This is a genomic window from Nostoc sp. PA-18-2419, assembly GCF_005869855.1.
GTDB lineage: Bacteria > Cyanobacteriota > Cyanobacteriia > Cyanobacteriales > Nostocaceae > Nostoc.
This window is the reverse complement of record NZ_SZNH01000019.1, coordinates 1-25,634: the sequence shown is the minus strand read 5'-3', so window position 1 is coordinate 25,634 and position 25,634 is coordinate 1. Positions and strand designations below refer to the sequence as shown.

Here is a 25,634-nt window from a genome sequence, read left to right as displayed (position 1 = left end):
TCACCAAACATGCCTCCCATCATCTCCATCTATAATCTCAACCACTACTTTGGTCACGGCTCACTTCGCAAGCAAGTTTTATCTAATATCAACTTGGAGATTAACGCTGGTGAAATTATTATCATGACTGGGCCATCTGGTTCAGGAAAAACTACTTTGCTGACGTTAGTGGGTGGGTTGCGTTCTACCCAATCTGGTAGTTTGCTGGTCTTAGGACGAGAACTTTGTGGTGCTAGCGCCCAAGAATTAATGAAGGTGCGACGCTATAACGGCTACATTTTCCAAGCACATAATTTGCATCGTAGTTTGACGGCACTGCAAAATGTAAAAATGGCTTTGGAATTACACAAATATATTGGGTTAAAAAAGATGCGAACTTTGTCTGCCCAGATGTTGGAGCAGGTTGGATTAGGAAATCACTTGCATTACTATCCTGATCAACTATCTGGGGGACAAAAACAAAGGGTAGCGATCGCCCGTGCTTTGGTCAGCCATCCTCAAATTATTCTAGCCGATGAACCCACAGCTGCCCTTGACAGTCAATCGGGACGAGATGTGGTTAACCTCATGCAAAAACTGGCAAAAGAACAAGGCTGTACTATCTTGATGGTTACTCATGATAACCGCATCCTAGACATTGCCGATCGCATTGTTCACATGCAAGATGGTAAGCTCAACTCACAAGTAAAACTAATAGTCTAGAGTTAATTAGATTAAATTCATTTAAATTCTCTAAATTTACTATAATTCTACTTTAAAATCCTATTTTTACCCTTGAAAACTCAAAATTTAAAAATTAAAATTCGATTATTCTGTTTATTAGTGAAAAAACCGAATTAAGTAATTTTACTGAAATTAAATATAATTTACCAACATTAAAAAAATTTGTTATGACTATGTAAATAGAGATTATAAATTACATAGTAAATCCAGCTAGCTTCGTGTAAAATCTTAATCATCTTAATTTTTTGGGTTATTTCTAGCACTTTCGCTCTGACTTAGCTGATTTGGCTGATGAACTTAGACTCAATCTCGACCCCACAGTGTGGTATGAGTGTCCAGTTGAACAAGTGTCCAGTTGATTCCCAGGTTTCCTTCAAGTACCATTATGTAGTGACTTTAACCATAAAAAAGTTCTTTTGTTGCCTAACAAGGAATTCTTATAGTAAGCCACTAAGCCGTTTTTATCATCAATGTAGTCAAATTTTACGAACAATCACAATGTCACACACGTTAGTTCTTAAAATTAATAGAAATTCACAAAATTATATTTACAAATTATTCTTCCTTACCACCTGCTCGTTATTTACTTCATGTTAACAAAGTGTCTAAAGCATTTGCTAAACAAATTTATGCCTTTCAACAACATCCGCTGTCAAAAGGAAACACCACTAGTAATAAGCTAGTCTATTTTCCCACACAACTAAGGGATTTTTTGTAGCTCTATGATTAGCGAGAATCACACTAGTAAATTAAACAATAACTTGCTTGGGTTAAATGTCAAAAGTTTGACAGTTAATCGCCATGTAATAAATTTGTTCAAGGGAATGTTTGCTGTTCTTCCCATCACTTGGGCATTGCCTGTAGATGCTTTGCAAGTAAAAGTGACTCCAAATAATCCTCAATTAGGGGATACACTTTCGGTAGAAATTAATTTAGATAATCAGGAAAATGGTACAAATCTAACAGTAGCTAGTGGTAAAAATACGTATCCAGCATTTAAAATTGCACCCAATCAGTATCGGGCTTTTGTTCCGACAACTCCCTTAGAAAAGTCTGGAAGGAGGTCGTTTCAAGTTACAGGAGATGGTCAAGTGCAAAACTTGGCGGTAAATGTGCAAAATCGGAAGTTTCCTGTACAACGCATTACTCTACCACCAGGTAAAGCTGGAGTTGACGCCACAGAGTATGAACTCAAGCGCGTAGCAGCTTTTAAAGCACTAGAAACACCAGAAAAATATTGGAATGGAGTATTCCTCAGACCCAATGCAGGACGGATGAGTACAAACTATGGTGTACGCCGCTACTATAATGGTAAATTTGCAGAGGACTACTATCATCGTGGCCTTGACTACGCTGGTGGTGCCGGTTCAGCCGTGATTGCCCCAGCCGCTGGGCGAGTTGCTTTGGTAGGTAGGGTATCCCAAGGGTTTCGGATTCACGGTAACGTAGTGGGCATTGACCACGGTCAAGGAGTAACTAGTATTTTCATGCACCTGAGTCGTATTAACGTCAAAGAAGGTGATTTTGTGAAAGCTGGTCAACTCATTGGCGCAGTAGGTTCAACAGGTGCGGCCACAGGGCCACATTTGCACTGGGGTCTATATGTCAACGGAGTATCCGTCGATCCAACACCTTGGCGAACTAACGTCGTTAAATAGTAGAGGCGGAATTGATCGCGTCTGTGTATAATTTGGATATTTTTGCGAAAATTCAGCAAAATAAATTGGATTGATACCGTCCCTACCTTGCTTGGCTAACATAAATGATGATAAGCGTTATGAGTATCGAAAAAATTGTAGAACAAGCTCTCCAGGATGGTTATTTGACACCAGCAATGGAAGCAGAAGTCGGTAGAATCTGTGACAACGCTTCAGAACTCTCAATTGAAGAGTATATGGCGCTTGATCGCCTAATGGGTGCGTTGTTAACTGGTGAGGTAGTGGCGGTACCTCGAAAACAATTCATTAACGTGATGGAAGAATTGGTACTAACGGAAGCGATCGCCCGAGTCGCCGAAATTGAAGCAACTAGTGAAAGTTCCCTAGATGTTGGTGATATTGCAGCTTACGCTCTCAATCGGTTACCGCCCTTGTATGCAACTACAGAAGAAGGTGCTAATTACCAGCGCCAACGCGCTCAAGCAGAACTGCAAGAACTTATTTCCCAGCAAGTAAATGAAGCGATCAGTCGTTACCTAGATCGACCTAATTTCTTCCCAGAACGACAAGCCTTAGGCAAAAGTACTGGCAATGAAGTTCTCGACCAAGTTGGCGCTTTACTTAGGGCATATGCACCTAACTTTGAGCAAAATGACAAGCCAAATTGACAAGCCAAATAACAACCACTCTTAATTAATCGCGTACTAATACTTTTGTCCCTATACTTACTTGCTCATATAACAATCGGACATCAGAATTACGCATTCTCAAGCAGCCGTGGGATACAGCTGTTCCTACCAGGTCAATGTCAGGTGTGCCATGAAAGCCAATTTCATTCCGTCCATCTGACCAAAAGCCAATCCATCTGTCTCCTAACGGACTATCTGTACCTGCTTCAAATATTTTGCCGGTAATTGGGTGACGCCACACTGGATAATGTCGCATGTGTATCACTTGGAAAGAACCCGTAGGCGTTTCCCAACCTTTCTTACCAACAGCTATCGGGTAGCTTGCAATTACCTCATCTTCTACGTATACGTAGGTGCGGCGATCGCTTAAATCAACCACCACTTTTGTTTTCCCAGATAGTAACTTATTAGATGGTAGTTGTTCGGCTGAAGCTTTAGGCCATAGAGCTTTTGGCCAACTATCTACAATTGGATTTTGTGTTTCTGCTTGTGCTACTAACCGTGTCTTGATTGGTAACTCTGGAGAATTAGCTATATTTTTCTTAATTGTTTGGGGCTTAGTTTGAGATTTTACACCAGAGTTGAGCGCAGATGCTGTTTGCTCAGTTGCTTGAGTTAGATTTTTGTTAATTTTTTTCGACTTAGTTTGAAKCTTGAGTTTAGAAGACGTGCGAACTGTTGCTTTAGCTATATTCTTGTTAATTCTTTTTGACTTAGTACCAGACTCAAGACCTAAGCCTTGCCTATTTTCACTAGGAGAAACACCTGCACCAAGCGCAACTTCTCCTAAACTGACTTGTGAAAAATTCTTATAGACTTGTTCTGGGCGGCTTCCCTTAGGGTTGGTTTGGCTAGAATCTCGCCGCATCGAAGCAGATGCCGACTTTTCAAACTGCCGTTGTGCCGTAGTAATGCGCCAATGCACAGCTAAAGACAAAAATGCTGTGCCAAAACAAAGCAACATTACCATACGCCCTACAGATTCGTTTCTTACCATTGCCATCGCCTATTGTTTATCCCTGACGTATCCAACCGAACAATTGGATGGGTTCATTATCCGATCATGAAAAATTTATCAATACTTATCACTTGTGCTATTAATCTGCCAACAGGTTTGGGCAAACTAAGGCTATACGCATTGTTCCAACAGCAAAACTCCCAGTCAGAATCTCATTCCTCCAAAGTTCAGGAGGTTGTAAGCCTCTACTTGGACTTTCTGGTGGAACTTTGGAAATGGAACAATCAATTATTAATGGTGTGGGTGGGAGAAAAACCATGTTTGAAAAACTATTACTAGCAGTCACGATTACATTTTCCCTCAACTTCTTTTTTCAAGTTCACCTACCAGAGCAAAATAACTCTAGTGCTAGTTACGTACTACAACCAGAACAATCAGCAACTTTTGTGGTAACAAAATCTCCGAAATAAATTACCATTATCGTCACTAGAGTAACCCAACTTTCAGAAATTATTGCCTAAATTTTAAAGGTATCAAGAAGCTAGAATTACAAAATTTTTATTTTCATCCTTATAACTAAATTTAATTATTTTGAGCAAGCGTATATACCCAGTTGCTAAAAGTAACAAAATGTGCATTAATTGTACGCCTTTGTTAGTTGATAGATAAAACAAAAACATGCAAGCAGTATAAGGACAAAGAGGTTCTGTTAATTGCTATAAATTTAGCTAAAATTGTGTGCCTCAGTGTTCCAGTCATAAATCCGTCACCTTAGCAAGGAACTTGTGGCTTATTAGCAGGTCTAATAGAAAGGGATGATTTAGACCCAGTACGATTTATGAGTCAGTCGATTACTCTATCCTGGTCAACGGTTGATGCAAAGTATCCAGAAGCATCAGTGCAAGTTGACAAACTTCCTAACCACGATTTAATTTTGCGTTGTCAAGCTGGACTGCGCCCAGATCGTGCTGCATTTGCAGAACTACTGCGCCGCTATCAAACCCAAGTTGATCGGGTTCTATACCATTTAGCTCCAGATTGGGCTGACAGAGCTGATTTGGCTCAAGAAGTATGGATTCGAGTGTATCGGAATATTAATCGATTACAAGAGCCTGCTAAATTTCGGGGCTGGTTAAGCCGCATTGCTACCAACTTGTTTTACGATGAGTTGCGAAAACGCAAGCGGATTGTGAGTCCGTTGTCACTCGATGCTCCCCGCTCCGTAGAGGATGGTGAAATGGATTGGGAAATTGCTGGCGATACACCAGGGCCGGAAGAAGAATTGACAACTAGAGAATTTTACGAGCAATTACGGGAAGCGATCGCCGATTTACCAGAAGTATTTCGTACTACTATTGTCCTCAGAGAAATTGAAGGCATGGCATACGAAGAAATTGCTGAAATTACTGGAGTTTCCTTAGGAACTGTTAAGTCAAGAATTGCTAGAGCTAGATCTAGATTGCAAGCTCAGTTGCAAAACTATCTAGACTCCTAATTTATAGTATTTTACCTCTGCCCAATGGTGGAATTTAAGCATTGATTAATAATCTTTAGAAAGACCTAGATAACTTCTGCTGTTAGGAGGAAAATTGCGTAATTTTTCCGAATTTTCAATTCACTTTACCCGTGTATGAATTGGTAATAATGTTAAGATGACTACTGATTCTCAGTTTGATGATCGTTCTCCCTTACAACTTCCTGAAGATTTGTCAGATGGAATGGTTGAGTATACCAATGAATCAACGGGTTTTATGGATATGGTGAAGCGCGATCGCTTCGAGCTATTAAGTGCTTATCTTGATGGTGAAGTCACAGCCGCCGAGCGCAGACAAGTAGAAGAATGGCTGGCAAATGATGCCTCAGTTCAATGCTTGTATGCCCGATTATTAAAGCTTAGGCAAGGCTTGCGGACTCTCCCAGTGCCAACAGTCCAACAGTCACCAGAAGCAACAGCCCACCAGGTATTAGCACGTTTGCGCCGTCGTTCTCGCTTTAACTGGATGGTTGGAAGCGTAGCCGCTGCGGCTTGTGCTATAGGCGCAATATCTGGTTTAGTAACTGGTGGTTCGAGAACACCACAACTGGCACAAAGACCACAAATAGAATCGGCACAAATGTCGTCAGCGTCTTTAGTACCTCCTTCCTCGCTCATGGTTGGACTAAATAATCCAGTAATTGAAATTCCGAAAGCAGCAGTAGCATCTCCGGAAAATTCAATTTATCAGGTACAGCCACAACGCCAGGATTCCACAGACGACATAAATTAATTGCATTAACAATTTACAGATTATAACTGTACTTTGTAGTTAAGCCGGAGCTACTCCACCAGCCGTCAGCTTGGAGGACACCTCCTAATTTGTTAACTCGCTCTAAACTCATTAAGTAAACCCAAGCCCATCCTAGAGAAAACCACTCTCCCTGATAAACCTCGACAGTTTTTCGATTATAGAGGTTTTGTGAGATTTCTCTAGTGGGGTGGTAATCTTCTAACGCATCTAGCTGGTTTAAAATTTCTGGGTTGGGAAAAGAAAGTAAATAACCGTAGACTTGGCTATCGCCTAGCGTCATTGCTGGGTAGCCCATTGGCAAAGCAAACAATTTGCCTTGTACAAAAGCTTTTTTAACATCTACGATGCCAGCGCAGTATCTTCTATAGTTAGCTTCACCTGGTTTGAGGGTGCCATAAACAAAAACTTGTACCAAATCAGAAAATCTTATATTTTATTCAAACATAGTCTATTTTATACCATCTGATTAATAAACCCTTCCTTTTATGATCAGGAGGGGTTTTTAATTTACAAGAAAGTATTCACATTACGCTTACTTGTCTTTTCTGCTTACAAAGCAAGCTATATCACTTCTTTAATGGCATTTCCGATTTTGGCGCTTCTATCCAAGTTTTCATCACAGCGATAGATGAGATGGGTACACCTACTAATGAGCAAATAGTGCTGATTAGAATCACACTCGAAAATAGGCTAATCAGTTACCTAGATAGATATGAGCAACAAAGGTTGCTGAATCTACATCTGGCTAAAATGAGGTTTGAACAGGCGATCGCACTAGTAAGTCAGTAGTCCACACTTTACAGCATTCTTAGCGCACTCATCAACAATGAGGAGTTTTTTGATTTTTTCTATATGTTGAGATCCGAACTTGAAATAAAGACTGTCCCTGATAGTCTAAGAACTTTAGGGATATAAGATAGATAGGAATGAGAAATAGAGGAGATTTCAAAATTGATTTTATAATTTAATTTTATAAATTATGTAAGAAGTGAATTAGAAACGCCTCTTATCCCACAAGAGTTTTTAGATTTGCCTAAAATAATTGTTTTGGCACTATTTACGAAATTACATGGGTTCCAGTACTTAATTCACATTAAACGTAAATTATTAGACAGATAATTAACTTAGCAGTTCAAATGTACTAATAAGTAAATACTTAGGATTAGTAGAAATAAAGCGTAACAGGGATGAAACCATTGGAAATACCTTATTCAGTTGATTCTCGATACAACCCCGCAGCAATTGAGGAAAAATGGCAAAAAACATGGGCAGAACTTGGCTTAGATAAGACACCTACAGTTAGTAACAAGCCAAAATTTTACGCTTTATCCATGTTTCCTTATCCATCGGGCAGCTTACACATGGGTCACGTCCGTAATTACACGATTACTGACGTAATTGCCCGCCTTAAGCGAATGCAAGGGTATCGAGTAATACACCCAATGGGTTGGGATGCTTTTGGTTTGCCAGCAGAAAACGCTGCCATTGACCGTGGTGTACCGCCAGCAAAGTGGACTTATCAGAATATTACCCAGATGCGGCAACAATTACAGCGTCTTGGCTTATCCATCGACTGGGAATGCGAACTCGCTACCTGTTCGCCAGATTATTACAAGTGGACGCAATGGATTTTTTTGCAATTTTTACAAGCGGGGTTAGCTTACCAAAAAGAAGCGGCGGTAAACTGGGACCCCATTGACCAAACTGTATTGGCAAACGAACAAGTCGATAGTGAAGGACGTTCTTGGCGCAGTGGCGCAATAGTTGAGCGCAAATTGTTGCGGCAGTGGTTTTTCAAGATTACTGACTATGCTGAAGAATTACTTAACGACTTGAATAAGTTGACGGGTTGGCCAGAACGCGTCAAATTAATGCAAGCAAACTGGATTGGCAAATCCACAGGCGCTTACTTAGAATTTCCCATCATCGGCATAGATGAAAAAATCGCTGTATACACCACACGCCCAGATACCGTTTATGGTGTGAGTTATGTGGTATTAGCACCAGAACATCCTTTAACAAAGCGTGTCACCACAAAAGAACAGCAAGCGACAGTAGAAACCTTTATTAAGGAGATTTCTCATCAAAGTGAGTTGGAACGTACTGCTGAAGACAAACCCAAGCGGGGTGTCCCTACAGGCGGTAAGGCAATTAACCCGTTTACAGGGGAAGAAGTGCCAATTTGGATTGCTGACTACGTACTGTATGAGTATGGTACAGGGGCAGTCATGGGTGTACCGGCACATGATGTCCGGGATTTTAAGTTTGCCCGAACTTATGATTTGCCGATAGATTTTGTTATCGCTTCCCCGGATGATGTTGCAGGTTTTGATTTAACTCCAACATCAGAAATGGATGAAGTCACGCAAGTGATTCAAATTGAATACAATCAGGCATACACTGAACCAGGAATTTTAATTAATTCTGGGGCTTTTACTGGCATGGCTTCTCCAGATGCTAAACAGGCGATAATTGAATATGCCGAAAAACAAGGTTTTGGTAAAGTGCGGGTGCAATACCGCTTGCGGGATTGGTTGATTTCCCGGCAGCGTTACTGGGGCGCGCCGATACCCGTAATTCACTGTCCTAATTGTGGGATAGTACCAGTGCCTGACAAAGATTTGCCAGTAGAGTTGCCCCAAGAAGTAGAATTTACTGGACGTGGTGGTTCACCTTTAACGCAGTTGTCAAGTTGGGTGAATGTGCCTTGTCCGACTTGTGGCACTCCGGCGAAGCGGGAAACAGACACAATGGACACTTTTATTGATTCTTCGTGGTATTTCTTGCGGTTTCCAGATGCTAAGAATGAAGAACAGGTTTTTAATTCCAGTAAAATCAATGATTGGATGCCAGTAGATCAGTACGTAGGTGGAATTGAACACGCAATTTTACATTTGTTGTATTCGCGGTTCTTTACCAAGGTACTGCGGGACAGAGGTTTATTGAATTTTGACGAACCCTTCCAACGCCTGTTAACTCAAGGGATGGTGCAGGGTTTGACTTACTTGAATCCCAACAAGGGTGGTAAGGATAAATGGATTCCTTCTAATGTGGTAAATGCTGCTGACCCCCGCGACCCCCAGACGGGCGAACCACTCCAACGTCTCTACGCCACGATGTCTAAGTCCAAGGGAAACGGTGTAGCACCAGAAGATGTAATTTCCAAATACGGTGTAGATACAGCGCGGATGTTCATTTTGTTTAAAGCACCGCCAGAAAAAGATTTGGAATGGGATGAAGCTGATGTAGAAGGACAATTCCGCTTTTTAAATCGAGTTTGGCGTTTGGTGACAGATTATATTGCTGCTGGAATATCTGATAGCAAACCGCAATCTGATTTAACTAAGGTAGAAAAAGAATTGCGGCGGGCAATTCACACCGCTATTCAAGCAGTGACGGAAGACGTAGAAGACGAATATCAATTCAACACAGCTGTTTCAGAATTGATGAAGTTGAGTAATGCCCTAACTGATACTAGCTGCAAAAATTCACCAATTTATGCAGAAGGCATTCGGACTTTAGTGGTATTGCTAGCACCCTTTGCACCACATATTGCTGATGAATTATGGCAGTTGTTGGGTGAAAGTGATTCAGTTCATACGCAAACCTGGCCCTCGTTTGACCCGGCTGCTTTAGTTGCTGATGAAATCACCTTAGTGATTCAAATTATGGGCAAAACTCGTGGCGCGATTCAAGTACCAGCACAAGCAGATAAAGCAGCGTTGGAAAAATACGCCCGTGAATCTGAAGTTGCCCAGCGTTATATCGAAGGCAAAGAAATTAAAAAGGTAATTGTAGTGCCTGGGAAGTTGGTGAATTTTGTAGTCAGCTAATGGGACTGGGACTGTGGAGATAGGGAAGTGTGGGGAGAGAGGGGAGAGAGGGGGGAAAAATTTCTTTCCCATCCTCCCACACCTCCCACACCTCCCGCACTCACCCCATGCCCAATGCCCCATAACTACGCTATTTGGGTGAAATCACTTTTTCGCTGGCAATGATATGCAAATCAATGTTTTTGAGCAAACGTACCAATTTTTGTGTTAAAGAGCCTTTCAGGAGTATTTGCCAGCGCGATCGCTGACTTTCTCCAATTACAATTTGAGTAATCCGATATTTCCCTGCTGTTTCGGCGATCGCATTAGCTACGTTACTATTAGTTACTCGTAGAAAAGTCCCTTCAAATTCTTTACAGAGTTTCTCACAAGTATGAATGTGTAAACTTTCTTCTTTAGTCAGGAAGCGTTCTGGTTCGGCAACAAACAAAGTATACAGGGGGGCATTCATGTAGTTAGCGATTCTTGCACCACGGCGTAGCAGTTGCACAGAGTTTGGATAAGTAGATACACATACTAAGACTCGCTCATGAATGTTACAAAACTGTCCATTGGGGGTGGTGGCGATCGCGTTTTCTTCTACATTGTCTGCGACTTCTCGCAAAGCCAACTCACGCAATGCAATTAGGTTACGACGTTGGAAAAAGTTATCGAGGGATTGTTGGATTTTTTGCGGTGCGTAAATCTTGCCTTCTAATAATCGTTCTTGCAGTGTTTCTGGCGTTACATCTACTACTACTACTTCATCTGCTTCATCGAGAATTCTGTCAGGAACTCGCTCACGTACTATCACTCCAGTAATTCTAGCTACTAAGTCATTGAGACTTTCCAGATGTTGCACATTCATTGTTGAGTAAACATCGATACCTGCTGCTAAGACTATTTCTACATCTTCGTAGCGTTTTTCGCGTGGCGAACCAGGGACATTAGTATGGGCAAGTTCATCGATGAGGACTAGTTGTGGCGATCGCTTTAAAATAGCATCTGTATCCATATCCTTTAAGGTCAACTCACCGCGAGGATATTGTTTAAGGGGGACAATCTCTAATCCTTGTGCCTTTTCTGCTGTCTCCTTGCGTCCGTGGGTTTCCAAAAGCCCAACAACTACATCAATTCCTTCTTGTTTGAGTGCATGTCCTTCTTCCAGCATTCGATAGGTTTTACCTACCCCAGGAGCCATGCCAATAAAGATTTTGTGCTTGCCTCGGCGTGTAGGATAAAGCGAGTAATTTGCAGACATCGAAGGTGTAGTACTCACCGAAATAATATTAGTATAATTTAAGATTACTAATTCCCACACTCTCCACGTTACTCACTCCCCAGTTACCTAAGATATCGCTGTAATAAACCGATGACAATTTCTGGTATTTCCAAATGAGGTAAGATGCCAGCATCTGCGATCGGATAAAACTTTTGAATTGCATTAGGATTTAAATTTGCCAATCGTCGGCCTAATTTGATGTTAGTAAATTGTGCTTTTTCTCCCCAAAACACCACTGTGGGAATTGTTAATTGTTGAATATATAAACTCAAATCAAAGTAAAGGTCACCCTGTAAAAATGCTAAGGCAGCAAACTTGGCATTGGGTTGTTGTGCAGAAGTTAAATAAGCTTCTACCATTTCTTGAGACACTCGTTGTGATTTGGCAAAGAGAAAACTTTGTAAAAAGTTTCGGACAGCAACTTCATTTTTAGCACCAAGAATATAAATAAAATCATCTAATAAAGGCGTATTAATTGCCGCCAAGGGAAGCCTGCGTCCAATACCCTGTCCAAAGTCATCAAATCCAGAGGGACATACTAAAAATAATCTTTGGAATAAATTCGGTTGGGTAATAGCTAGGCGAATAGCAAAAGCCGCTGTTAAAGACGAAGCTACCACCGTCACTGGCTGGTGACAGGTTTGGATAATAAATTCAGCAATCGTGCCCAGATAATCTTTAATTTGATAATCTCTGACTGGATGAGCCGATTCTCCCCAACCAATTAAATCAGGGGCTAAAATCTGGTAAGTAGAAGCAAAAGCTGGATAAACTTTAGACCATTCATAAGCAGATGCTCCACCACCAAAGTTATGCAGAAATAGAAGTGGCGGTAAATCTTTAGTGTTAGCAATATCTTTACTAAGGCCTTCTCTAGTGAACTCTGGACTAAGGGCGAGCGTCCAAGGTACATTCGTTTGAGTATAGTAAACCATTGCCCCCAAGGATGTATGGATCACTTTATGTCCAAAGCCAGGAGGTTGAAATTTAAGCATAGAATTTAAAAAATGAGTTTAATAGGATGTTGATAATTAATAATTCATCAATCAGAATTGAGTACCTAATAATCAGAAGTTATAATCTGTAGCAATCCGATTTGATTCATGAACTTATCTGAGTGGTGCGGGAAGCGCTATAAGTAGGCAGTCTTGCAAAAGAGTTATAGAAGCTTGAAATTGTCCGAAATTTTGTTCACAAATCAAATAGGATTTCTTTACTATGACTAGTATATTGATTCACCAAATGTTCTGATGATTATTTAACTATTGTGACTGTTGAATTCTTAGCATTTATCTTTCATTATTATTTTTGGTCGCTATCTCCTGTAATCTGAACAAGTTGATAGAGATTATCACCACTAATTTGATAAGCTGCACCAAAACCAACTACAAAACGACCTTCATTAGGAGTTAGCTGGAAAATCCGAAAATCAGACAAGCCGCGTAAAACCTCTATCATTTGACCAAACCGACCTTGAAATTGCTCAACTATTTGATTCCACTTTTCAGTTTCACGCTCTATCAAACTTGCCGTACAATCAAAACTCAAACGGTTCCGAGCAAAAATTTGCTTACTCTTGGCTTCATCTTCAATAAACAAAATACTAACATGAGGATTGACAGAGAGATTTTTAGTATGAGTTGAAAGACCGCTGACGTAAATATAAATATTTTTAGAATCATCCATTACAAATGGTGCATAACTAGCGTTGGGTATTCCCTGTGCGCTAACGGTGCTAATGATTATACTTTCAAATTTTTCCGGAAATTTTTCGTACTCGGCTTGAATTTCCAGTGGATTCATAATTAAACTAGTATTTAATAAATAACAATTAATTCTATAGCAATCTTAAATGAGAAAGTGATAATTCTTCTTCTGGTCGTTCTTGGTCATTTTGAATTCCAAGGAACAAACGAAAAATGACTAATGCCTGACTCAATAATAGTATTTCACAAATCATTTAGGACTGCTATATATTTTAACGTGAATTGTCACAGTATTAAAGGCTGTGATTAAGTAGGTCAACTTAATCAGGACTTACGCAAAAATAACGTAACTCTGTCATTACGAGCGATAGCGAAGTAATCCCCCCTGACGCTGGGATTGCTTCCCTACACTCCGTTGCGGTCGCAATGACAATATCCGCGTTGCATAAGTCCTATTAATTAAACCTAAAGATACACCTTGTAGGGGCATACAGCTTTATACCACGACAGCTGATTCATTTGTCGCAAAGATTTTTGTCAATGTGATAAACTCTGTGAAAAGTAAAATTTAAGTCCTTATGTGGACAGTATCTCCTATAAGAAATCTTTGAATCGACTGGGATTTGAAATAGCGGTTGGCAGATAATTGGTTAATTAACGGAGATTAAAGCCGATCCATCTTCAAAACTGGAGTTTGACGAGAAAATATCGGGAGTAATCCGATGTAAGTGAAGTTGAGAAAGCGATCGCTGAGCATGAATATGGAAAAATTAAGCAACTTTGATCGCAACTATCGGATAGAAACTACTTTGTCAATACACTTAATCTAGTGTATAGCTTGACTTTAGCCTTTTTCGCAGATGCTAAAACATACCTCCAAGGAGGCATCAATGCAATTACAACAGCCACCAGTCTTAGAGGAAATTCTCTGGCAAGCAGTTCTCAATCGAGACTCTAGTTTTGATGGTAAGCTTTTCTATGGTGTTCACTCTACAGGCATTTATTGCCGACCGATTTGCCCTAGCCGTAGACCAAATCGTGATCGAGTTTGTTTCTTTGAGTCGGTACAAGAAGCTGAAATTGCAGGTTTTCAACCTTGTAAACGATGTCAACCACAATTACAAACAGTTCAAAATCCGGCTAAGGCAAAAGTTTTAGCAGCATGTCGATGCATTGAAGCCCAAAGCGATCGCATCCCCACTCTTTTAGAATTATGCTCTGAGGTGGGAATGAGTCCCAGTTATCTACAAAAAATATTTAAGCAAATAATTGGCGTATCTCCCTTTCAATATGCAGATGCGCTGCGTAGCCAACGATTAAAGCAGCGTCTCCAGTCAGGAGAAGAAATTACCGATGCAATTTATGACACTGGTTATGGTTCAAGTAGCCGACTATATGAGAAAGCACCCAAGCAACTGGGGATGACACCAAAAACTTACCAGCAAGCGGGAAAGACAATGTTTATTGTTTATGCGATCGCTCCATGTCCACTAGGATATTTACTGGTGGCAACAACACAAAAGGGTATCTGCGCCGTAAAATTAGGTGATGAAGCAGATAAATTGGAACAAATCTTGAGGGAGGAATTTCACCAAGCGCACATCGTCCGTGATGACCAGACACACAAAGATTGGATACAAGCAATCCTCGACTCGCTCGTGGGAGGTAAAGCGGATCTCGATTTACCACTTGATGTACGCGGTACAGCATTTCAGAAGCAGGTGTGGCAAGCATTACAGAAAATTCCCTACGGTGAAACGCGCACCTACAGTGATATTGCTCGTGAGATTGGCAAACCCCAAGCCGTCCGTGCTGTGGGAAATGCTTGTGGAGCTAATCCGATCGCGCTGATTGTACCATGTCACCGTGTATTACGGAGTGATGCCACTCTTGGGGGTTATCACTGGGGAATTGAGCGCAAACAAAAACTGCTGATCCAAGAATCGAAATTTATCAAATATGACTCAGATACCTGAATTAGAATCGCTGACTCAAGAAAGTCTTACCCGTGGTTTAATGGTGCTTGCCAATCTTGACAGCGATTTTGCTCAGATTTTAGCAACACTGGGGCCTCCACCGATATGGTCAAGAGAACCCGGTTTTGCAACGCTTCTGTGCATCATTCTCGAACAACAAGTTTCCTTAGCAGCTGCCAAGGCTATATTTACACGTCTTTGTGGAATTGTTGTAACGCTGACGCCAGAAAATTTTCTGACATTGGATGATGCTCAATTAAGAGCAATTGGATTCAGTCGGCAAAAGATTTTATACTGTCGGGGATTAGCTAATGCGATCACCACTGGTCAGCTTGACCTAAGTCAGCTCTCCAAAATGGACGAAACTGCAATTAGAACCGAGTTAAAGCGTCTTAAAGGTATTGGAGACTGGACAGTTGATATTTATTTGCTCATGGCACTGCAACGTCCTGATGTCTTTCCCAAAGGTGATTTAGCATTGGCGATCGCTTTACAAAAGCTGAAAAAATTGACGACACGTCCAACACCAGCACAACTGGAAATTATCACACAGCACTGGCAACCGTGGCGAGCGATCGCTGCCAGACTTCTATGGCACTACTACTTGAGTAATGCCAATAGTAAAGGAACTCAATGAAATAAATTATCTTGTTTGAAGTTGATGAGTGATAACTGTTGACTGATGACTGTTGATTAGACGTGTTGCAAAAGTCCCCTAACATCCCACCTCCAGCCCCTAAGAGCAAGCTCTTACTAAGGTTTACACACAACTCTGTTGACCTGCAATGCCAATGCATCGACCTGCACTGCTAATGCATCGACCTGCACTGCCAATGCATCGACCTGCACTGTTAATGCATCGACCTGCACTGCCAATGCATCGACCTGCACTGTTAATGCATCGGCTTGCACTGCTAATGCATCGGCTTGCACTGCCAATGCATCGACCTGCACTGCTAATGCATCAGCTTGTAAAAATTCACTCACGTTACGTTACGCAGTAACTTTACAAGAGTTGTGTGTACATGAGGTTCGTTGACCGCTGACGCTTAACACTCAACAGTCAACACCAAAAATGCTCTTGGCAGCTTATCAGTCCCTAAATCAGTTAGAGTTGGCCTGTGAATACCCGCTCAGCTGGGCCTGTCATATAAACTCGTTGGTCGTCTGACCATTCAATTTGTAACAGCCCACCTGGTAATTCTACAGTGGCAGTGCGATCGCATTTTCCAGTTAGCACACCAGCCACCAAGGAAGCACAAGCACCAGTACCACAAGCTAAGGTAATTCCCGCGCCACGTTCCCAGACGCGCATTTTTAGATAATCGCCGCGCACTACTTGAATAAATTCTGTATTTGTGCGTTGGGGAAAAGCCGAGTGATGCTCAAATTTGGGGCCTATAGTTTCTAGCTCAATTGCTGCTACATCTTCCACAAAGGTAATGCAGTGAGGATTTCCCATACTTACACAGGTGACTTCCCAAGTTTGTCCCGCCACTTCTAAAGGCTGATTAATCACTTTTTCTTCGGCAGGTGCAAGGGTGGTGGGAATTTCAACAGCGAGTAACCTGGGTAAACCCATATCCACCTTCACTTGACCATTAGGTAAAATTTGGGGTGTAATCACACCAGCTAGGGTATGAATGCGATATAAGTCTTGATTGCGCGATTCACCTTCTAAATCTGCCAAAAATGCAGCTAAGCAGCGAATACCATTACCACACATTTCTGGTTCAGAACCATCAGAATTGTAAATCCGCATGGTGTAATCAGTGCTGTTTTCTCCAGGCAAGGCAAAAATGACACCATCAGCACCGATACCAAAATGGCGATCGCACAACTTGATGGCTTGGTCTGGAGTCACCACAGGCAAAGATGACGAGCGATTATCAATTAAAATAAAGTCGTTGCCTAGACCATGATACTTAGTAAATTTGATTGCCATTTCCCAAATCAATAAATTATATTTGTGTTTTGTCATTGGTCATTCGTGAATGATACCCAATGACTAATGACCAATGACTAATAACTAATAACTATGATTACTGAATTTGACACCACTTTGCCTAGTATTAAACAAGTTCAAACCCTGATTAAACAAACAAACCCAGCAGAGTTTAAGTTACTGACTGGCGATGTAATCAGAGGAAAAGTTTTATGGCAAGACCCACATTGTGTATGCATTGTAGACGAAAACAGCGAGCAAACCACTGTTTGGAAACAAGCGATCGCTTATATTAAACCAAAAACTTAGGAGTCAAAATAGTTCGTAATTATTACCTCATAACTAAGCACAAAGGTAAGATTGCGATCATCATCTTACGCTTCCAATTAATCAGACGGCAGTTCCTTTAAGCGTAAAAAACCCGCAAACAGACTGCCTCACCCCACTTGCTTCTCGCGCCTTAGCGAGTACTACAAATTATTCTCGTCTAATGACTTTAATGTATCTAGACTGCAATGTAAACGCGGCTTGTCAGGGTCAGTCAAATCTAGCTTGTTCCAAGGAATTGTATAACCACCGAAAATTTTCTGCGCCCCTAGTAGATGCAAAATTCCTAACCCAATTGTCCAAGCAGATAGCCGTTCCAACACAGCAGCATAACCGATTAGATATTCTTTAACAATCCATTCTTCGCCTTGTTGTTCGGCGCGTACTTCCTGAATGCGTCCGACAGCTTTACCAGTAGAGTCTAGTACTAATTTACCTAGCAGTAATTCGAGATGAATTTCAGAAGTTGTCATTATTCCCCTCCTGGAATTCGTGCGATGATGCGATCGCGCAACCATTTTTCATAGCCTAAGGCTGGTGTTGCTTCAGCTTCAACATCGACTTCAACATCAATACCAACATCTCGCACTTTTGACCACGGAATCCGAAACGGTTCACTTTGTTTAGCACCCCATTTACTTGCAATCACTGCTACCAAACGTGCCAACCTGGGATTCAGTCGTCTGCTAAGGGTTGTTACTCCTACTTCAATATAAGCAAGTCTTGGTGGTTCGCCATCGCGCAACTCCATCACAATGCCATCAACTTTACCCATTTTGCGTTGATTGCGGTCAACTAATTGGTTATCAAGAACATCTCTAATAATGTCCATTTCTTATCCTCCAATAATTTCCAGTGGAATAGCAACGATTGCTAGTATAAATGCTAGTGTAATTGTAAAAATGATAACGCTGTTACTAATCCAGCCGTTGCGATACTTGCTAACATAAGATTGATCGTTCATTAAAACTAGAAATGGTACGATCACAGGTGGCAAAATAACTGCTGTAATTGCCATTGAAAACAAAGTTAATTGCAATGGATCGATCCCAAATACCATCAATAACGAGGCAGCAAAGACAAATACGGTGTAGATTAAACTAAAGCGTGCGGCATCTTTTGGTTTAAGATTTTCGCCCCAATTCCAACCAAAGGCTTGAGCAACGTCATAGGCAGTATCGAGGCTTACCTCTAATGCTGCACCAAAGCAGGCAATGCCCAAAGATGCTGCAAATAGAACAAAGCCCCAATAACCTAAAGGTTCTGTTAACATCAGCGCTGCTTGTTCGTATGTATCTACTTGGATACCTTTAGGTTTGAGTACCAATGTTGCTACAATCAACACTCCCAGTGAGACAACACTACCGAAGCTCATTCCTAAACCAGCGATCGCACGATTCACACCAATATGTCCCTCATCCCATTTATCTTCTACTGCACCAGATGAGTAGAAATAAAATAGATAAGGGCTAATTATTGCACCTAAGATTCCAACTGCAAGAAATAAATAATGTACACTGTCTTCTTTTGGTAGAGTTGGCAATAAACCAGTACCAATTTGTGTCAATGATGGATGTAATTTGAACGTAGCGACAACAAATGCGAGTGTAACTAATCCTAAGACGGAAATTCCATTTTCAATCAGACCAAAGTTGCCATACCAAAGTATTAACCAAATTGCAAAGGCAACTGGTAAAGCATACCACTGAAAGCTAATACCTGTTAATAGTTGCAAAGCAATACAAACACCACCAATTTCAGATCCTAAGACTAGAAAATCAACAACAACTTCTGCAATTAATGGAATAATATAAAAATTGAATCCAAAACGTTCCCGCACTGCCGCAGCTAACGTATGTTTGCTGACTGCTGCCAAGCGACCAGACATTTCTACTAAGAAAATTACACAAATTGTACCGAGGACAATCGCCCAAATCAGTTGAAAACCAAACTCAGAACCAGCTTCAGCTGAAGTTGCGATCGCACCTACATCTAGAAAGCCACCAATACTAGTAACAATACCCAGAGCAATTTCCAAAAGTTTTTTCATAATCTGCCTATGGCATTGTTTTTAACTGATTGATTTTTTGCACTTCTATTTCTAATACTTTTAATTGCTGTTGAACTTGAGAATGATTGTTTTGGGCAATTGCTTTTGACATTTTCTCTGTTTGAGTTGCTAATTGGGATATATTAGTTACGATTAATGATTGGTGCTGCTGAATTACATTTGTTGATGACTTAATTTGGGAAATTTTCTTTTTCTCACTCAGAAATTCTGTTTGAGCTTTATTTAATGTTTGCTGAGCATATTTTTTGGGTACATTACTTTTGAGCCAAGCGTTAGTAACCATCTGTGCCGTTGCTGCCCAAGAAGAAACACTTTGTACTTCTTTGCTCAAATCTTCCTTGGGATTTGCAGAATTACAGGATGTCATGAATGTGAGAATCAATAAGCAATTACTGACAAACAGTTTTTGATTAATTCCTGATATTTTTAAGTTTCTATAATCAACCATATAATGATAATATTGGGCGTTATCAAATGTAATTTTGCTGTGGGAGAGATGGGAAATAAAAATTGTGAAATTATGTTTATAAATGCAATTTAGTATCAGTTTTGTTATTATGAGCAATATGTATATCTTTATTACAAAATATTTTCTAGATAATTGAACAATAAATCAGAAGTCACAATTGAACAGCAAAGCCGGAGATGCTCTGCTAAGCCACCAGAATCAATTAGATGATGTGCGGCAAATTATAAATATGTCATTGTGAGTGAAACGTAGTCAAACGACGACACAATCAGGCTCAATTATGAATCTGAGTCACAAAAACATCAGGTTTCGCTCCTGACTCCTAAATTCTGTTTTGATAAGAATAAATTTTAGAGTTCTTCAGTAAGTACTATACCAAAAGTCTTAAAGTAATTCCTAATTAATAGTTACGAATTACGAATTAGTTAATCAGTCATTTTATCGACAGGCAGAAACTCTTTGAGTGCTTCTGCGCTACTAGCTTTAATTACAGGGAGAGGAATGGGTACTTTATTAGGAATGMCAAATAACTGTTCTACTTGACTCAGACCTGTCAAGTTACCGCACAATAATACTTGGTCACCAACTCGCAAATCTGTACTGCCATCAGGATAGCGGATAAATTTGCCATCACGTCGAATTGCCTGCACTTGTATGCCGTGTTTGCTAATACCCAAATCTGCAAGAGTTTTAGTCAGCGTTGGAGAGTCACCATTTACTGCCATCCACTGACAAGCACTATTTTCTCCAGGAACAGCTGCTTGTCCCTTGGCGAATTCTGCTAAAGCTGCCAGTTCTTCAGCTGCTCCCACTACCAGCAAGCGATCGCCTTCTTCCAATTTCGTTTGATTGCTGGGATAATCGATTTCATCACCGTTAGCGCGGCGAATTGCCATCAAACTTGCTCCTGTTAAGTAGCGCATATCTGCTTCTTCTAAGCTCATGCCAATTAAAGGCGAAGTTGATGGTAGAGGATACCAGCGCTGATTTAAATCGCGAGTTGCTTGGCGCAAATCGTAGGCAACTTCACTAGCAGAACGTTCTGGTCGTAAATCTAAATAATGATCGTTGCGAATGAGCTGCATTTCCCGTTGAACAGCAGTTTGGGAAAAGCCTAAGCCAGTTAATAAATAAGTTCCCATTTCTAAGCTGGCTTCAAATTCTGGTTGTACTACTTCTCTGGCTCCCAGTTGATACAGCACTTCAATATCTCGATTATGGGTAGCGCGGGCAACTAAATCTAATTCTGGATACAATTCCAAAGCACGTTTCAAGCAAAGACGGGTACTCATGGGGTCAGTAAGTGCGATCGCCATTCCTTTGGCATGATTGACTCCCGCAGTTTCCAGAACGTGTAAACTCACACAGTTGCCATAAACATAAGATATCCCAGCTTCACGCAACTGTTGAATTCTACTTTCTGATTGGTCAATTACGATCACGGGTAGGTCGTGTTGCTGCAACAACTTGACTAAATTTTTGCCGACTCGCCCATAGCCGCAAACCACCACATGGTCTTTTGCAGGTAAATCTTCTGACATATCCCGTGGTTGGTCTTCTGCTAGATACGGTTTCAACCAGGGCATGGATTCAGCAAAGTTAAATAAAAATGGCACTAACCGCAGAATAAATGGCGTCACTATCAAAGTGACTGCTGTGGTTCCCAAAATCAATAAGTATATCTGCCGGGACACCAACCCTAAGAACTGCCCTTCACTAGCCAGAACAAAGGAAAATTCCCCAATTTGTGCCAGTCCCAAACCAGCGATTATCGCTGTTTTCAAAGGATAGCGAAATAGTTTCACTAAGGGAGTGATAATTAGAAACTTACCAACAAAAACTATTGCCACTAACACTAAAATCAATTCCAGGTTCTTCCACAAAAACACTGGGTCAATTAACATCCCAATGGCAGCGAAAAACAAACTGGCAAAGATATCTCGCAATGGTTCTACGTAAGTCAGGGTTTGGTCAGCATACTCCACCTCAGAAATCATCAACCCAGCGACAAACGCCCCCATTTCAATCGACAGCCCCAAATGCTCTGTCAGCAAGGCAATGCCCAAACACAAAGCTACAACCCCTAATAAAAATAGCTCCTTGCTTTCAGTACGGGCTAAGAGTCGCAACAAAGGCGGTATCAGCCAAATCCCCACTGCTATTGCGGCGGCAGCAAATAAAGCAATCGTCGCCAGCGCTGTGAGGACGGCGATACCAATAGTTTCTGCGGGTTGGTTGAGGGCTGGTAAAACTGCCAACATCAATCCCAGCGCCAAATCCTGGACAACCAAAATACCCAACATCACTTGTCCGTGGGGCGTTTCTGTTTCATTGCGCTCCATCAACGACTTGAGGACAACCGCCGTGGAAGACAATGAGAGAATACAGCCCAAAAACATTCCCTTAGCAGGTAACGTTCCCCAGGCACCTGTTAACCCGCAGACCGCAACCGTGACCAAAATCGTCAAAGCAATCTGGAGTCCACCTCCACCCAGAGCGATCGCTTTTACTTTCTTGAGTTCCGCAAAGGAAAATTCTACACCCAAAGCGAATAATAAAAACGCCACCCCGAACTGTGCCAGAGTCTCTACCTGAATAACTTCTTTAATCACTCCCAGTCCAGCCGGCCCAACGATCATGCCGCCAATGAGATACCCCAGCAGCACTGGCTGCCGCAAAAGTGCCGCTAACAGTCCGCCACAGGCTGCAACCGCCAAAACTGAGACTAAATCAATAATTAACCTAAAATCTTCTTGCACCAGTTTTAAAAGAAGTATTAAACCTTATTTAACTCAGGATACAAAGTTTTATATATCTCAGAATAGTTTATTTTAGGACATGCAGCAGAGGAAGTCTGTAGTCTGTAGGTTGGGGAGCCTTGTACTAGAAACAGCCAAAGCTTGGCTTTGTTTCCCCTCCCCGCAAGCCTACTGTGTATACACCTTAGTATCCTAAGTTCCCCAATCTCGTTCAATATGTACTAAAATCAAGGACTTGAGTCACAAAGAGAGCAATCATGGCATCCATCCGCGAGTTGCACGAACAGTTGGTAAAAAAAGAACGTTCCGCTGTGGAAATTACCCAAGAAGCTTTAGAACGCATTCAAGCGTTAGAGCCAAAATTGCACAGCTTTTTATGTGTAACCGCAGAACGGGCATTAGAGCAGGCGGGTACTGTGGATGCCAAAATTGCTGCGGGAGAAGAAATTGGACTGCTAGCAGGGATTCCTGTGGGTATCAAAGACAATATGTGTACCAAGGGGATTCCTACTACCTGCGGCTCACGCATTTTAGAAAATTTTATACCACCTTATGAGTCAACAGCGACGCAAAAACTGGCTGATACTGGGGCGGTAATGCTCGGTAAAACCAACTTGGATGAGTTTGCAATGGGTAGTTCCACAGAAAACTCTGCCTACCAAGTTACGGCTAACCCTTGGGATTTGTCACGAGTTCCGGGTGGTTCTTCGGGGGGTTCGGCAGCAGCCGTAGCAGCCGAAGAATGTGTGGTTGCTCTTGGTTCTGATACTGGCGGTTCGATTCGCCAACCTGCGTCTTTCTGCGGTGTTGTGGGGATGAAACCAACTTATGGTTTAGTTTCGCGTTATGGTTTGGTGGCTTATGCTTCGTCTTTAGATCAAATAGGCCCATTTGCAAACACGGTAGAAGATGCTGCAATATTACTCAATGCGATCGCAGGTTACGATTCCAAAGACTCCACCAGCCTGAAAGTTGCCATTCCCGACTACGCTGCTAATTTGAAACCAGATTTCAAAGCCAGAAGGCAGCTCAGAATTGGTGTGATTAAAGAAACTTTTGGTGAAGGTCTGGATTCTGTAGTCGAAGATGCTGTTACCAAAGCAGTCGATCAACTGCAAAGTTTGGGAGCAGAAATTCATGTCGTTTCCTGTCCCCGCTTTCGCTATGGCTTACCTACTTATTACATTATCGCCCCATCGGAAGCCTCAGCTAACTTAGCTCGTTACGATGGTGTTAAGTATGGTTACCGGGCTGCTGATGCTGATAATCTCCTATCGATGTACACTCGTACCCGTGCCACTGGTTTTGGTACAGAAGTCAAACGTCGGATTATGATCGGCACTTACGCGCTTTCGGCTGGCTATTATGACGCCTACTACCTGAAAGCTCAAAAAGTCCGCACCCTGATTAAGCAAGACTTTGAAAAAGCTTTTGGCGCAGTTGATGTGTTAGTCTGTCCTACATCTCCGACTACAGCATTTAAAGCAGGGGAAAAAACTACTGACCCCTTAAGTATGTATTTAAATGACTTGATGACTATTCCCGTAAATCTTGCTGGTTTACCTAGCTTAAGTTTGCCATGTGGTTTTGACGAGCAAGGACTACCCGTAGGATTACAGCTAATTGGTAACGTGCTGCGAGAAGACCAACTTTTTCAAGTAGCTTATGCTTATGAGCAATCCACTAGTTGGCATCGACGTAAACCGCAAATATAGCAGGGGACTGGGGGCTGGGCGAAAAATCTTTTGGTGTCTAGGTTTTATCATCTGTTGATGTCTTAATCACCAAGGTTTGTGCTATGTTTTGAAAATTGAGTACTGGAAACCGAGGATGAGTGAGTACAAGTACAGGGGGGCACAGGAGAGTTATACCAATTCAAAATTCAAAATGACGCTCTCTACGAGACGCGCAAGGGACGCGGACACGGCTTAGCTGTGCTAACAAAATTTACGCATTAAGAATCCAGACAGGACAAGGTTTTGGAGATGTGTATCTGTCGCATTCTTTTTTCAAATTGGTGTTACAACTAGATTTAATCCACCTCAAAAACTCAAAATCGCATTCCCAGTCACTAGTCCCCAGTTTCCAGTCCCCTGTTAGTCTGATTGCTAACTATTGACTGTTGATTATTGTCTTCTGGAGTCACGGATTTAGCTATCAGTCGAGGATTAAGTGTATAAACAAGACCGGCTGATGCACTTGCTAATAATAGAATATAGGTCAGAATAAGAGGGATGTATGTATTTCGTTTTTTGTCTAAATTATTACGAGTATTTTTAGAGTCTTGACGGACAACATTGGTTATCAGGATGTGTGATAAAGCATTCCCATCTAGCCCTAAAGCATCTCCATAGCGACGGATAAATCCTTGAAGAAAAATAGGCTCAGGCAATTCTTCAAATCGCTCTTGTTCTAATGCTTGCAAAACGCCTACCCGAATCATTGTTTGAGCGGCTATTTGTTCTATGCGTATCGATTTTTCTTGTCTTACTTGTCGTAAATGTGTGCTTATTTCCTTTAGTTGCTCAAGTTGAGCTTCGTTTAAGGGTATCACAGTCTTCTTTTGGTATGGGCTAATTCTACTTTCATTGAGAAGACTTAAATATGCATACGTAAATTTACTGGATATTTGATTTTCTAATAAATTTTTTGGATTATAGCTTAATCCTTTATTTTACAGCGGTTTTCAATTGAGTAGACTACAAAATGTATAAACTAGAAGAGTAATAAAAATACTCACAGTAATGCCTGCTGCCTACTCAAATGATCTACGCCAACGGGTAATTGATGCTTATACAGCCAAGGAAGGGTCACTTCGACAACTTGCAGACCGCTTTCAAGTAAGCTTATCGTTTGTCCAACGGTTAATTCGTCGCTACCGAAATATAGGACAAGTGACTCCAAAACCTCATGCAGGTGGAGCGATCGCTAAAATCACAGTCGAGAATTTATTAACAGTGCAGCAGCTAGT

General features: G+C 41.4%; 25 protein-coding genes. 12 read left to right on the top strand and 13 right to left on the bottom strand.

Going from position 1 to position 25,634, the window contains the following annotated elements; all coding sequences use genetic code 11:
* The first annotated feature begins 9 nt into the window (after positions 1-9).
* From FCR06_RS19330 to FCR06_RS19320, 3 genes are all read left to right on the top strand, one after another.
* Positions 10-702, top strand: a complete 693-nt coding sequence (locus FCR06_RS19330) for a DevA family ABC transporter ATP-binding protein (protein WP_138502566.1) — start codon at positions 10-12, stop codon at positions 700-702.
* A 743-nt stretch (positions 703-1,445) separates the two neighbouring features.
* Entirely contained in the window at positions 1,446-2,381 is a 936-nt protein-coding gene (locus FCR06_RS19325) for a M23 family metallopeptidase (RefSeq protein WP_138502564.1), read from the top strand.
* Between the two features lie 119 nt (positions 2,382-2,500).
* The gene (locus FCR06_RS19320; RefSeq protein ID WP_138502562.1) at positions 2,501-3,049 is read left to right on the top strand and encodes a late competence development ComFB family protein; all 549 of its coding nucleotides are present in this window, start codon (positions 2,501-2,503) and stop codon (positions 3,047-3,049) included.
* Positions 3,050-3,074: 25 nt separating this feature from the next.
* Here the strand turns inward: FCR06_RS19320 and FCR06_RS19315 are convergent, their stop codons facing one another.
* Positions 3,075-4,073 (bottom strand): L,D-transpeptidase, encoded by a 999-nt coding sequence (locus tag FCR06_RS19315; protein ID WP_411268009.1) that lies wholly within the window; start codon positions 4,071-4,073, stop codon positions 3,075-3,077.
* Positions 4,074-4,303: 230 nt separating this feature from the next.
* Between FCR06_RS19315 and FCR06_RS19310 the strand changes: the two genes are divergently transcribed.
* From FCR06_RS19310 to FCR06_RS19300, 3 genes are all read left to right on the top strand, one after another.
* Positions 4,304-4,498 carry a hypothetical protein gene (locus FCR06_RS19310; RefSeq protein ID WP_138502558.1) on the top strand — a complete coding sequence of 65 codons (195 nt, stop codon included), beginning with the start codon at positions 4,304-4,306 and terminating at the stop codon, positions 4,496-4,498.
* 368 nt (positions 4,499-4,866) lie between these two features.
* On the top strand, positions 4,867-5,523 hold the full coding sequence (locus tag FCR06_RS19305) for a sigma-70 family RNA polymerase sigma factor (protein WP_138502556.1): 657 nt from the start codon (positions 4,867-4,869) through the stop codon (positions 5,521-5,523).
* A gap of 157 nt (positions 5,524-5,680) precedes the next feature.
* Positions 5,681-6,295, top strand: coding sequence for an anti-sigma factor family protein (locus FCR06_RS19300; RefSeq protein ID WP_138502554.1), 615 nt, complete (start codon positions 5,681-5,683; stop codon positions 6,293-6,295).
* A 13-nt stretch (positions 6,296-6,308) separates the two neighbouring features.
* On the opposite strand, the gene FCR06_RS19295 is transcribed toward FCR06_RS19300, so the two are convergent.
* Positions 6,309-6,731: a gamma-glutamylcyclotransferase gene (locus FCR06_RS19295; RefSeq protein WP_223280200.1), complete on the bottom strand. Its 423-nt coding sequence runs from the start codon at positions 6,729-6,731 to the stop codon at positions 6,309-6,311.
* 772 nt (positions 6,732-7,503) lie between these two features.
* On the opposite strand from FCR06_RS19295, the gene leuS reads away from it, so the two are divergent.
* Positions 7,504-10,149, top strand: coding sequence for a leucine--tRNA ligase (gene leuS, locus FCR06_RS19285; RefSeq protein WP_138502550.1), 2,646 nt, complete (start codon positions 7,504-7,506; stop codon positions 10,147-10,149).
* Positions 10,150-10,279: 130 nt separating this feature from the next.
* Here the strand turns inward: leuS and FCR06_RS19280 are convergent, their stop codons facing one another.
* The 3 genes from FCR06_RS19280 to FCR06_RS19270 all read right to left on the bottom strand — a co-directional run bounded on the left by FCR06_RS19280 (position 10,280) and on the right by FCR06_RS19270 (position 13,213).
* On the bottom strand, positions 10,280-11,389 hold the full coding sequence (locus tag FCR06_RS19280) for a universal stress protein (RefSeq protein WP_189523490.1): 1,110 nt from the start codon (positions 11,387-11,389) through the stop codon (positions 10,280-10,282).
* Between the two features lie 83 nt (positions 11,390-11,472).
* On the bottom strand, positions 11,473-12,405 hold the full coding sequence (locus FCR06_RS19275) for an alpha/beta fold hydrolase (protein WP_138502546.1): 933 nt from the start codon (positions 12,403-12,405) through the stop codon (positions 11,473-11,475).
* Positions 12,406-12,712: 307 nt separating this feature from the next.
* Complete coding sequence (locus FCR06_RS19270; protein WP_138502544.1) at positions 12,713-13,213, bottom strand: HugZ family protein; 501 nt, start codon at positions 13,211-13,213, stop codon at positions 12,713-12,715.
* Positions 13,214-14,006: 793 nt separating this feature from the next.
* On the opposite strand from FCR06_RS19270, the gene ada reads away from it, so the two are divergent.
* Both ada and FCR06_RS19260 read left to right on the top strand, forming a co-directional pair.
* Positions 14,007-15,092: a bifunctional DNA-binding transcriptional regulator/O6-methylguanine-DNA methyltransferase Ada gene (ada, locus tag FCR06_RS19265; protein WP_138502542.1), complete on the top strand. Its 1,086-nt coding sequence runs from the start codon at positions 14,007-14,009 to the stop codon at positions 15,090-15,092.
* Positions 15,076-15,729, top strand: coding sequence for a DNA-3-methyladenine glycosylase family protein (locus FCR06_RS19260; protein ID WP_138502540.1), 654 nt, complete (start codon positions 15,076-15,078; stop codon positions 15,727-15,729). Before ada ends, FCR06_RS19260 begins: the two co-directional genes overlap by 17 nt.
* Positions 15,730-15,845: 116 nt before the next feature.
* On the opposite strand, the gene FCR06_RS19255 is transcribed toward FCR06_RS19260, so the two are convergent.
* Positions 15,846-16,079 (bottom strand): hypothetical protein, encoded by a 234-nt coding sequence (locus tag FCR06_RS19255; protein WP_138502538.1) that lies wholly within the window; start codon positions 16,077-16,079, stop codon positions 15,846-15,848.
* Positions 16,080-16,200: 121 nt separating this feature from the next.
* Positions 16,201-17,037: a diaminopimelate epimerase gene (dapF, locus tag FCR06_RS19250; protein ID WP_138502754.1), complete on the bottom strand. Its 837-nt coding sequence runs from the start codon at positions 17,035-17,037 to the stop codon at positions 16,201-16,203.
* Between the two features lie 93 nt (positions 17,038-17,130).
* On the opposite strand from dapF, the gene FCR06_RS19245 reads away from it, so the two are divergent.
* The gene (locus FCR06_RS19245; protein WP_138502536.1) at positions 17,131-17,346 is read left to right on the top strand and encodes an Hfq-related RNA-binding protein; all 216 of its coding nucleotides are present in this window, start codon (positions 17,131-17,133) and stop codon (positions 17,344-17,346) included.
* Between the two features lie 161 nt (positions 17,347-17,507).
* Here FCR06_RS19245 and FCR06_RS19240 read toward each other — a convergent pair whose 3' ends face one another.
* From FCR06_RS19240 to FCR06_RS19220, 5 genes are all read right to left on the bottom strand, one after another.
* The gene (locus tag FCR06_RS19240; protein ID WP_138502534.1) at positions 17,508-17,837 is read right to left on the bottom strand and encodes a hypothetical protein; all 330 of its coding nucleotides are present in this window, start codon (positions 17,835-17,837) and stop codon (positions 17,508-17,510) included.
* Complete coding sequence (locus FCR06_RS19235) at positions 17,837-18,196, bottom strand: hypothetical protein (protein ID WP_138502532.1); 360 nt, start codon at positions 18,194-18,196, stop codon at positions 17,837-17,839. The genes FCR06_RS19240 and FCR06_RS19235 overlap by 1 nt, the downstream gene beginning before the upstream one ends.
* 3 nt (positions 18,197-18,199) lie before the next feature.
* Entirely contained in the window at positions 18,200-19,414 is a 1,215-nt protein-coding gene (locus FCR06_RS19230) for an Nramp family divalent metal transporter (RefSeq protein ID WP_138502530.1), read from the bottom strand.
* A 7-nt stretch (positions 19,415-19,421) separates the two neighbouring features.
* Positions 19,422-19,802 carry a hypothetical protein gene (locus FCR06_RS19225; RefSeq protein WP_138502528.1) on the bottom strand — a complete coding sequence of 127 codons (381 nt, stop codon included), beginning with the start codon at positions 19,800-19,802 and terminating at the stop codon, positions 19,422-19,424.
* Between the two features lie 527 nt (positions 19,803-20,329).
* Positions 20,330-22,663 (bottom strand): cation:proton antiporter, encoded by a 2,334-nt coding sequence (locus FCR06_RS19220; protein WP_138502526.1) that lies wholly within the window; start codon positions 22,661-22,663, stop codon positions 20,330-20,332.
* A gap of 257 nt (positions 22,664-22,920) precedes the next feature.
* On the opposite strand from FCR06_RS19220, the gene gatA reads away from it, so the two are divergent.
* The gene (gene gatA / locus FCR06_RS19215) at positions 22,921-24,378 is read left to right on the top strand and encodes an Asp-tRNA(Asn)/Glu-tRNA(Gln) amidotransferase subunit GatA (protein ID WP_138502524.1); all 1,458 of its coding nucleotides are present in this window, start codon (positions 22,921-22,923) and stop codon (positions 24,376-24,378) included.
* A gap of 356 nt (positions 24,379-24,734) precedes the next feature.
* On the opposite strand, the gene FCR06_RS19210 is transcribed toward gatA, so the two are convergent.
* Positions 24,735-25,217 carry a helix-turn-helix domain-containing protein gene (locus FCR06_RS19210; RefSeq protein ID WP_138502522.1) on the bottom strand — a complete coding sequence of 161 codons (483 nt, stop codon included), beginning with the start codon at positions 25,215-25,217 and terminating at the stop codon, positions 24,735-24,737.
* Between the two features lie 190 nt (positions 25,218-25,407).
* Between FCR06_RS19210 and FCR06_RS19205 the strand changes: the two genes are divergently transcribed.
* Positions 25,408-25,634: helix-turn-helix domain-containing protein (locus tag FCR06_RS19205; RefSeq protein ID WP_138502520.1), on the top strand; the 227-nt coding region annotated here is incomplete at its 3' end.

What these genes read in the sequence shown, in the direction of transcription:
- FCR06_RS19330 (WP_138502566.1), top strand. Translation starts at nt 10, where the DNA reads ATGCCTCCCATCATCTCCATCTATAATCTCAACCACTACTTTGGTCAC.
- FCR06_RS19325 (WP_138502564.1), top strand. Translation starts at nt 1,446, where the DNA reads ATGATTAGCGAGAATCACACTAGTAAATTAAACAATAACTTGCTTGGG.
- FCR06_RS19320 (WP_138502562.1), top strand. Translation starts at nt 2,501, where the DNA reads ATGAGTATCGAAAAAATTGTAGAACAAGCTCTCCAGGATGGTTATTTG.
- FCR06_RS19310 (WP_138502558.1), top strand. Translation starts at nt 4,304, where the DNA reads ATGGAACAATCAATTATTAATGGTGTGGGTGGGAGAAAAACCATGTTT.
- FCR06_RS19305 (WP_138502556.1), top strand. Translation starts at nt 4,867, where the DNA reads ATGAGTCAGTCGATTACTCTATCCTGGTCAACGGTTGATGCAAAGTAT.
- FCR06_RS19300 (WP_138502554.1), top strand. Translation starts at nt 5,681, where the DNA reads ATGACTACTGATTCTCAGTTTGATGATCGTTCTCCCTTACAACTTCCT.
- leuS (WP_138502550.1), top strand. Translation starts at nt 7,504, where the DNA reads ATGAAACCATTGGAAATACCTTATTCAGTTGATTCTCGATACAACCCC.
- FCR06_RS19280 (WP_189523490.1), bottom strand. Translation starts at nt 11,389, where the DNA reads ATGTCTGCAAATTACTCGCTTTATCCTACACGCCGAGGCAAGCACAAA.
- FCR06_RS19275 (WP_138502546.1), bottom strand. Translation starts at nt 12,405, where the DNA reads ATGCTTAAATTTCAACCTCCTGGCTTTGGACATAAAGTGATCCATACA.
- FCR06_RS19270 (WP_138502544.1), bottom strand. Translation starts at nt 13,213, where the DNA reads ATGAATCCACTGGAAATTCAAGCCGAGTACGAAAAATTTCCGGAAAAA.
- ada (WP_138502542.1), top strand. Translation starts at nt 14,007, where the DNA reads ATGCAATTACAACAGCCACCAGTCTTAGAGGAAATTCTCTGGCAAGCA.
- FCR06_RS19260 (WP_138502540.1), top strand. Translation starts at nt 15,076, where the DNA reads ATGACTCAGATACCTGAATTAGAATCGCTGACTCAAGAAAGTCTTACC.
- dapF (WP_138502754.1), bottom strand. Translation starts at nt 17,037, where the DNA reads ATGGCAATCAAATTTACTAAGTATCATGGTCTAGGCAACGACTTTATT.
- FCR06_RS19245 (WP_138502536.1), top strand. Translation starts at nt 17,131, where the DNA reads ATGATTACTGAATTTGACACCACTTTGCCTAGTATTAAACAAGTTCAA.
- FCR06_RS19240 (WP_138502534.1), bottom strand. Translation starts at nt 17,837, where the DNA reads ATGACAACTTCTGAAATTCATCTCGAATTACTGCTAGGTAAATTAGTA.
- FCR06_RS19235 (WP_138502532.1), bottom strand. Translation starts at nt 18,196, where the DNA reads ATGGACATTATTAGAGATGTTCTTGATAACCAATTAGTTGACCGCAAT.
- FCR06_RS19230 (WP_138502530.1), bottom strand. Translation starts at nt 19,414, where the DNA reads ATGAAAAAACTTTTGGAAATTGCTCTGGGTATTGTTACTAGTATTGGT.
- FCR06_RS19225 (WP_138502528.1), bottom strand. Translation starts at nt 19,802, where the DNA reads ATGACATCCTGTAATTCTGCAAATCCCAAGGAAGATTTGAGCAAAGAA.
- gatA (WP_138502524.1), top strand. Translation starts at nt 22,921, where the DNA reads ATGGCATCCATCCGCGAGTTGCACGAACAGTTGGTAAAAAAAGAACGT.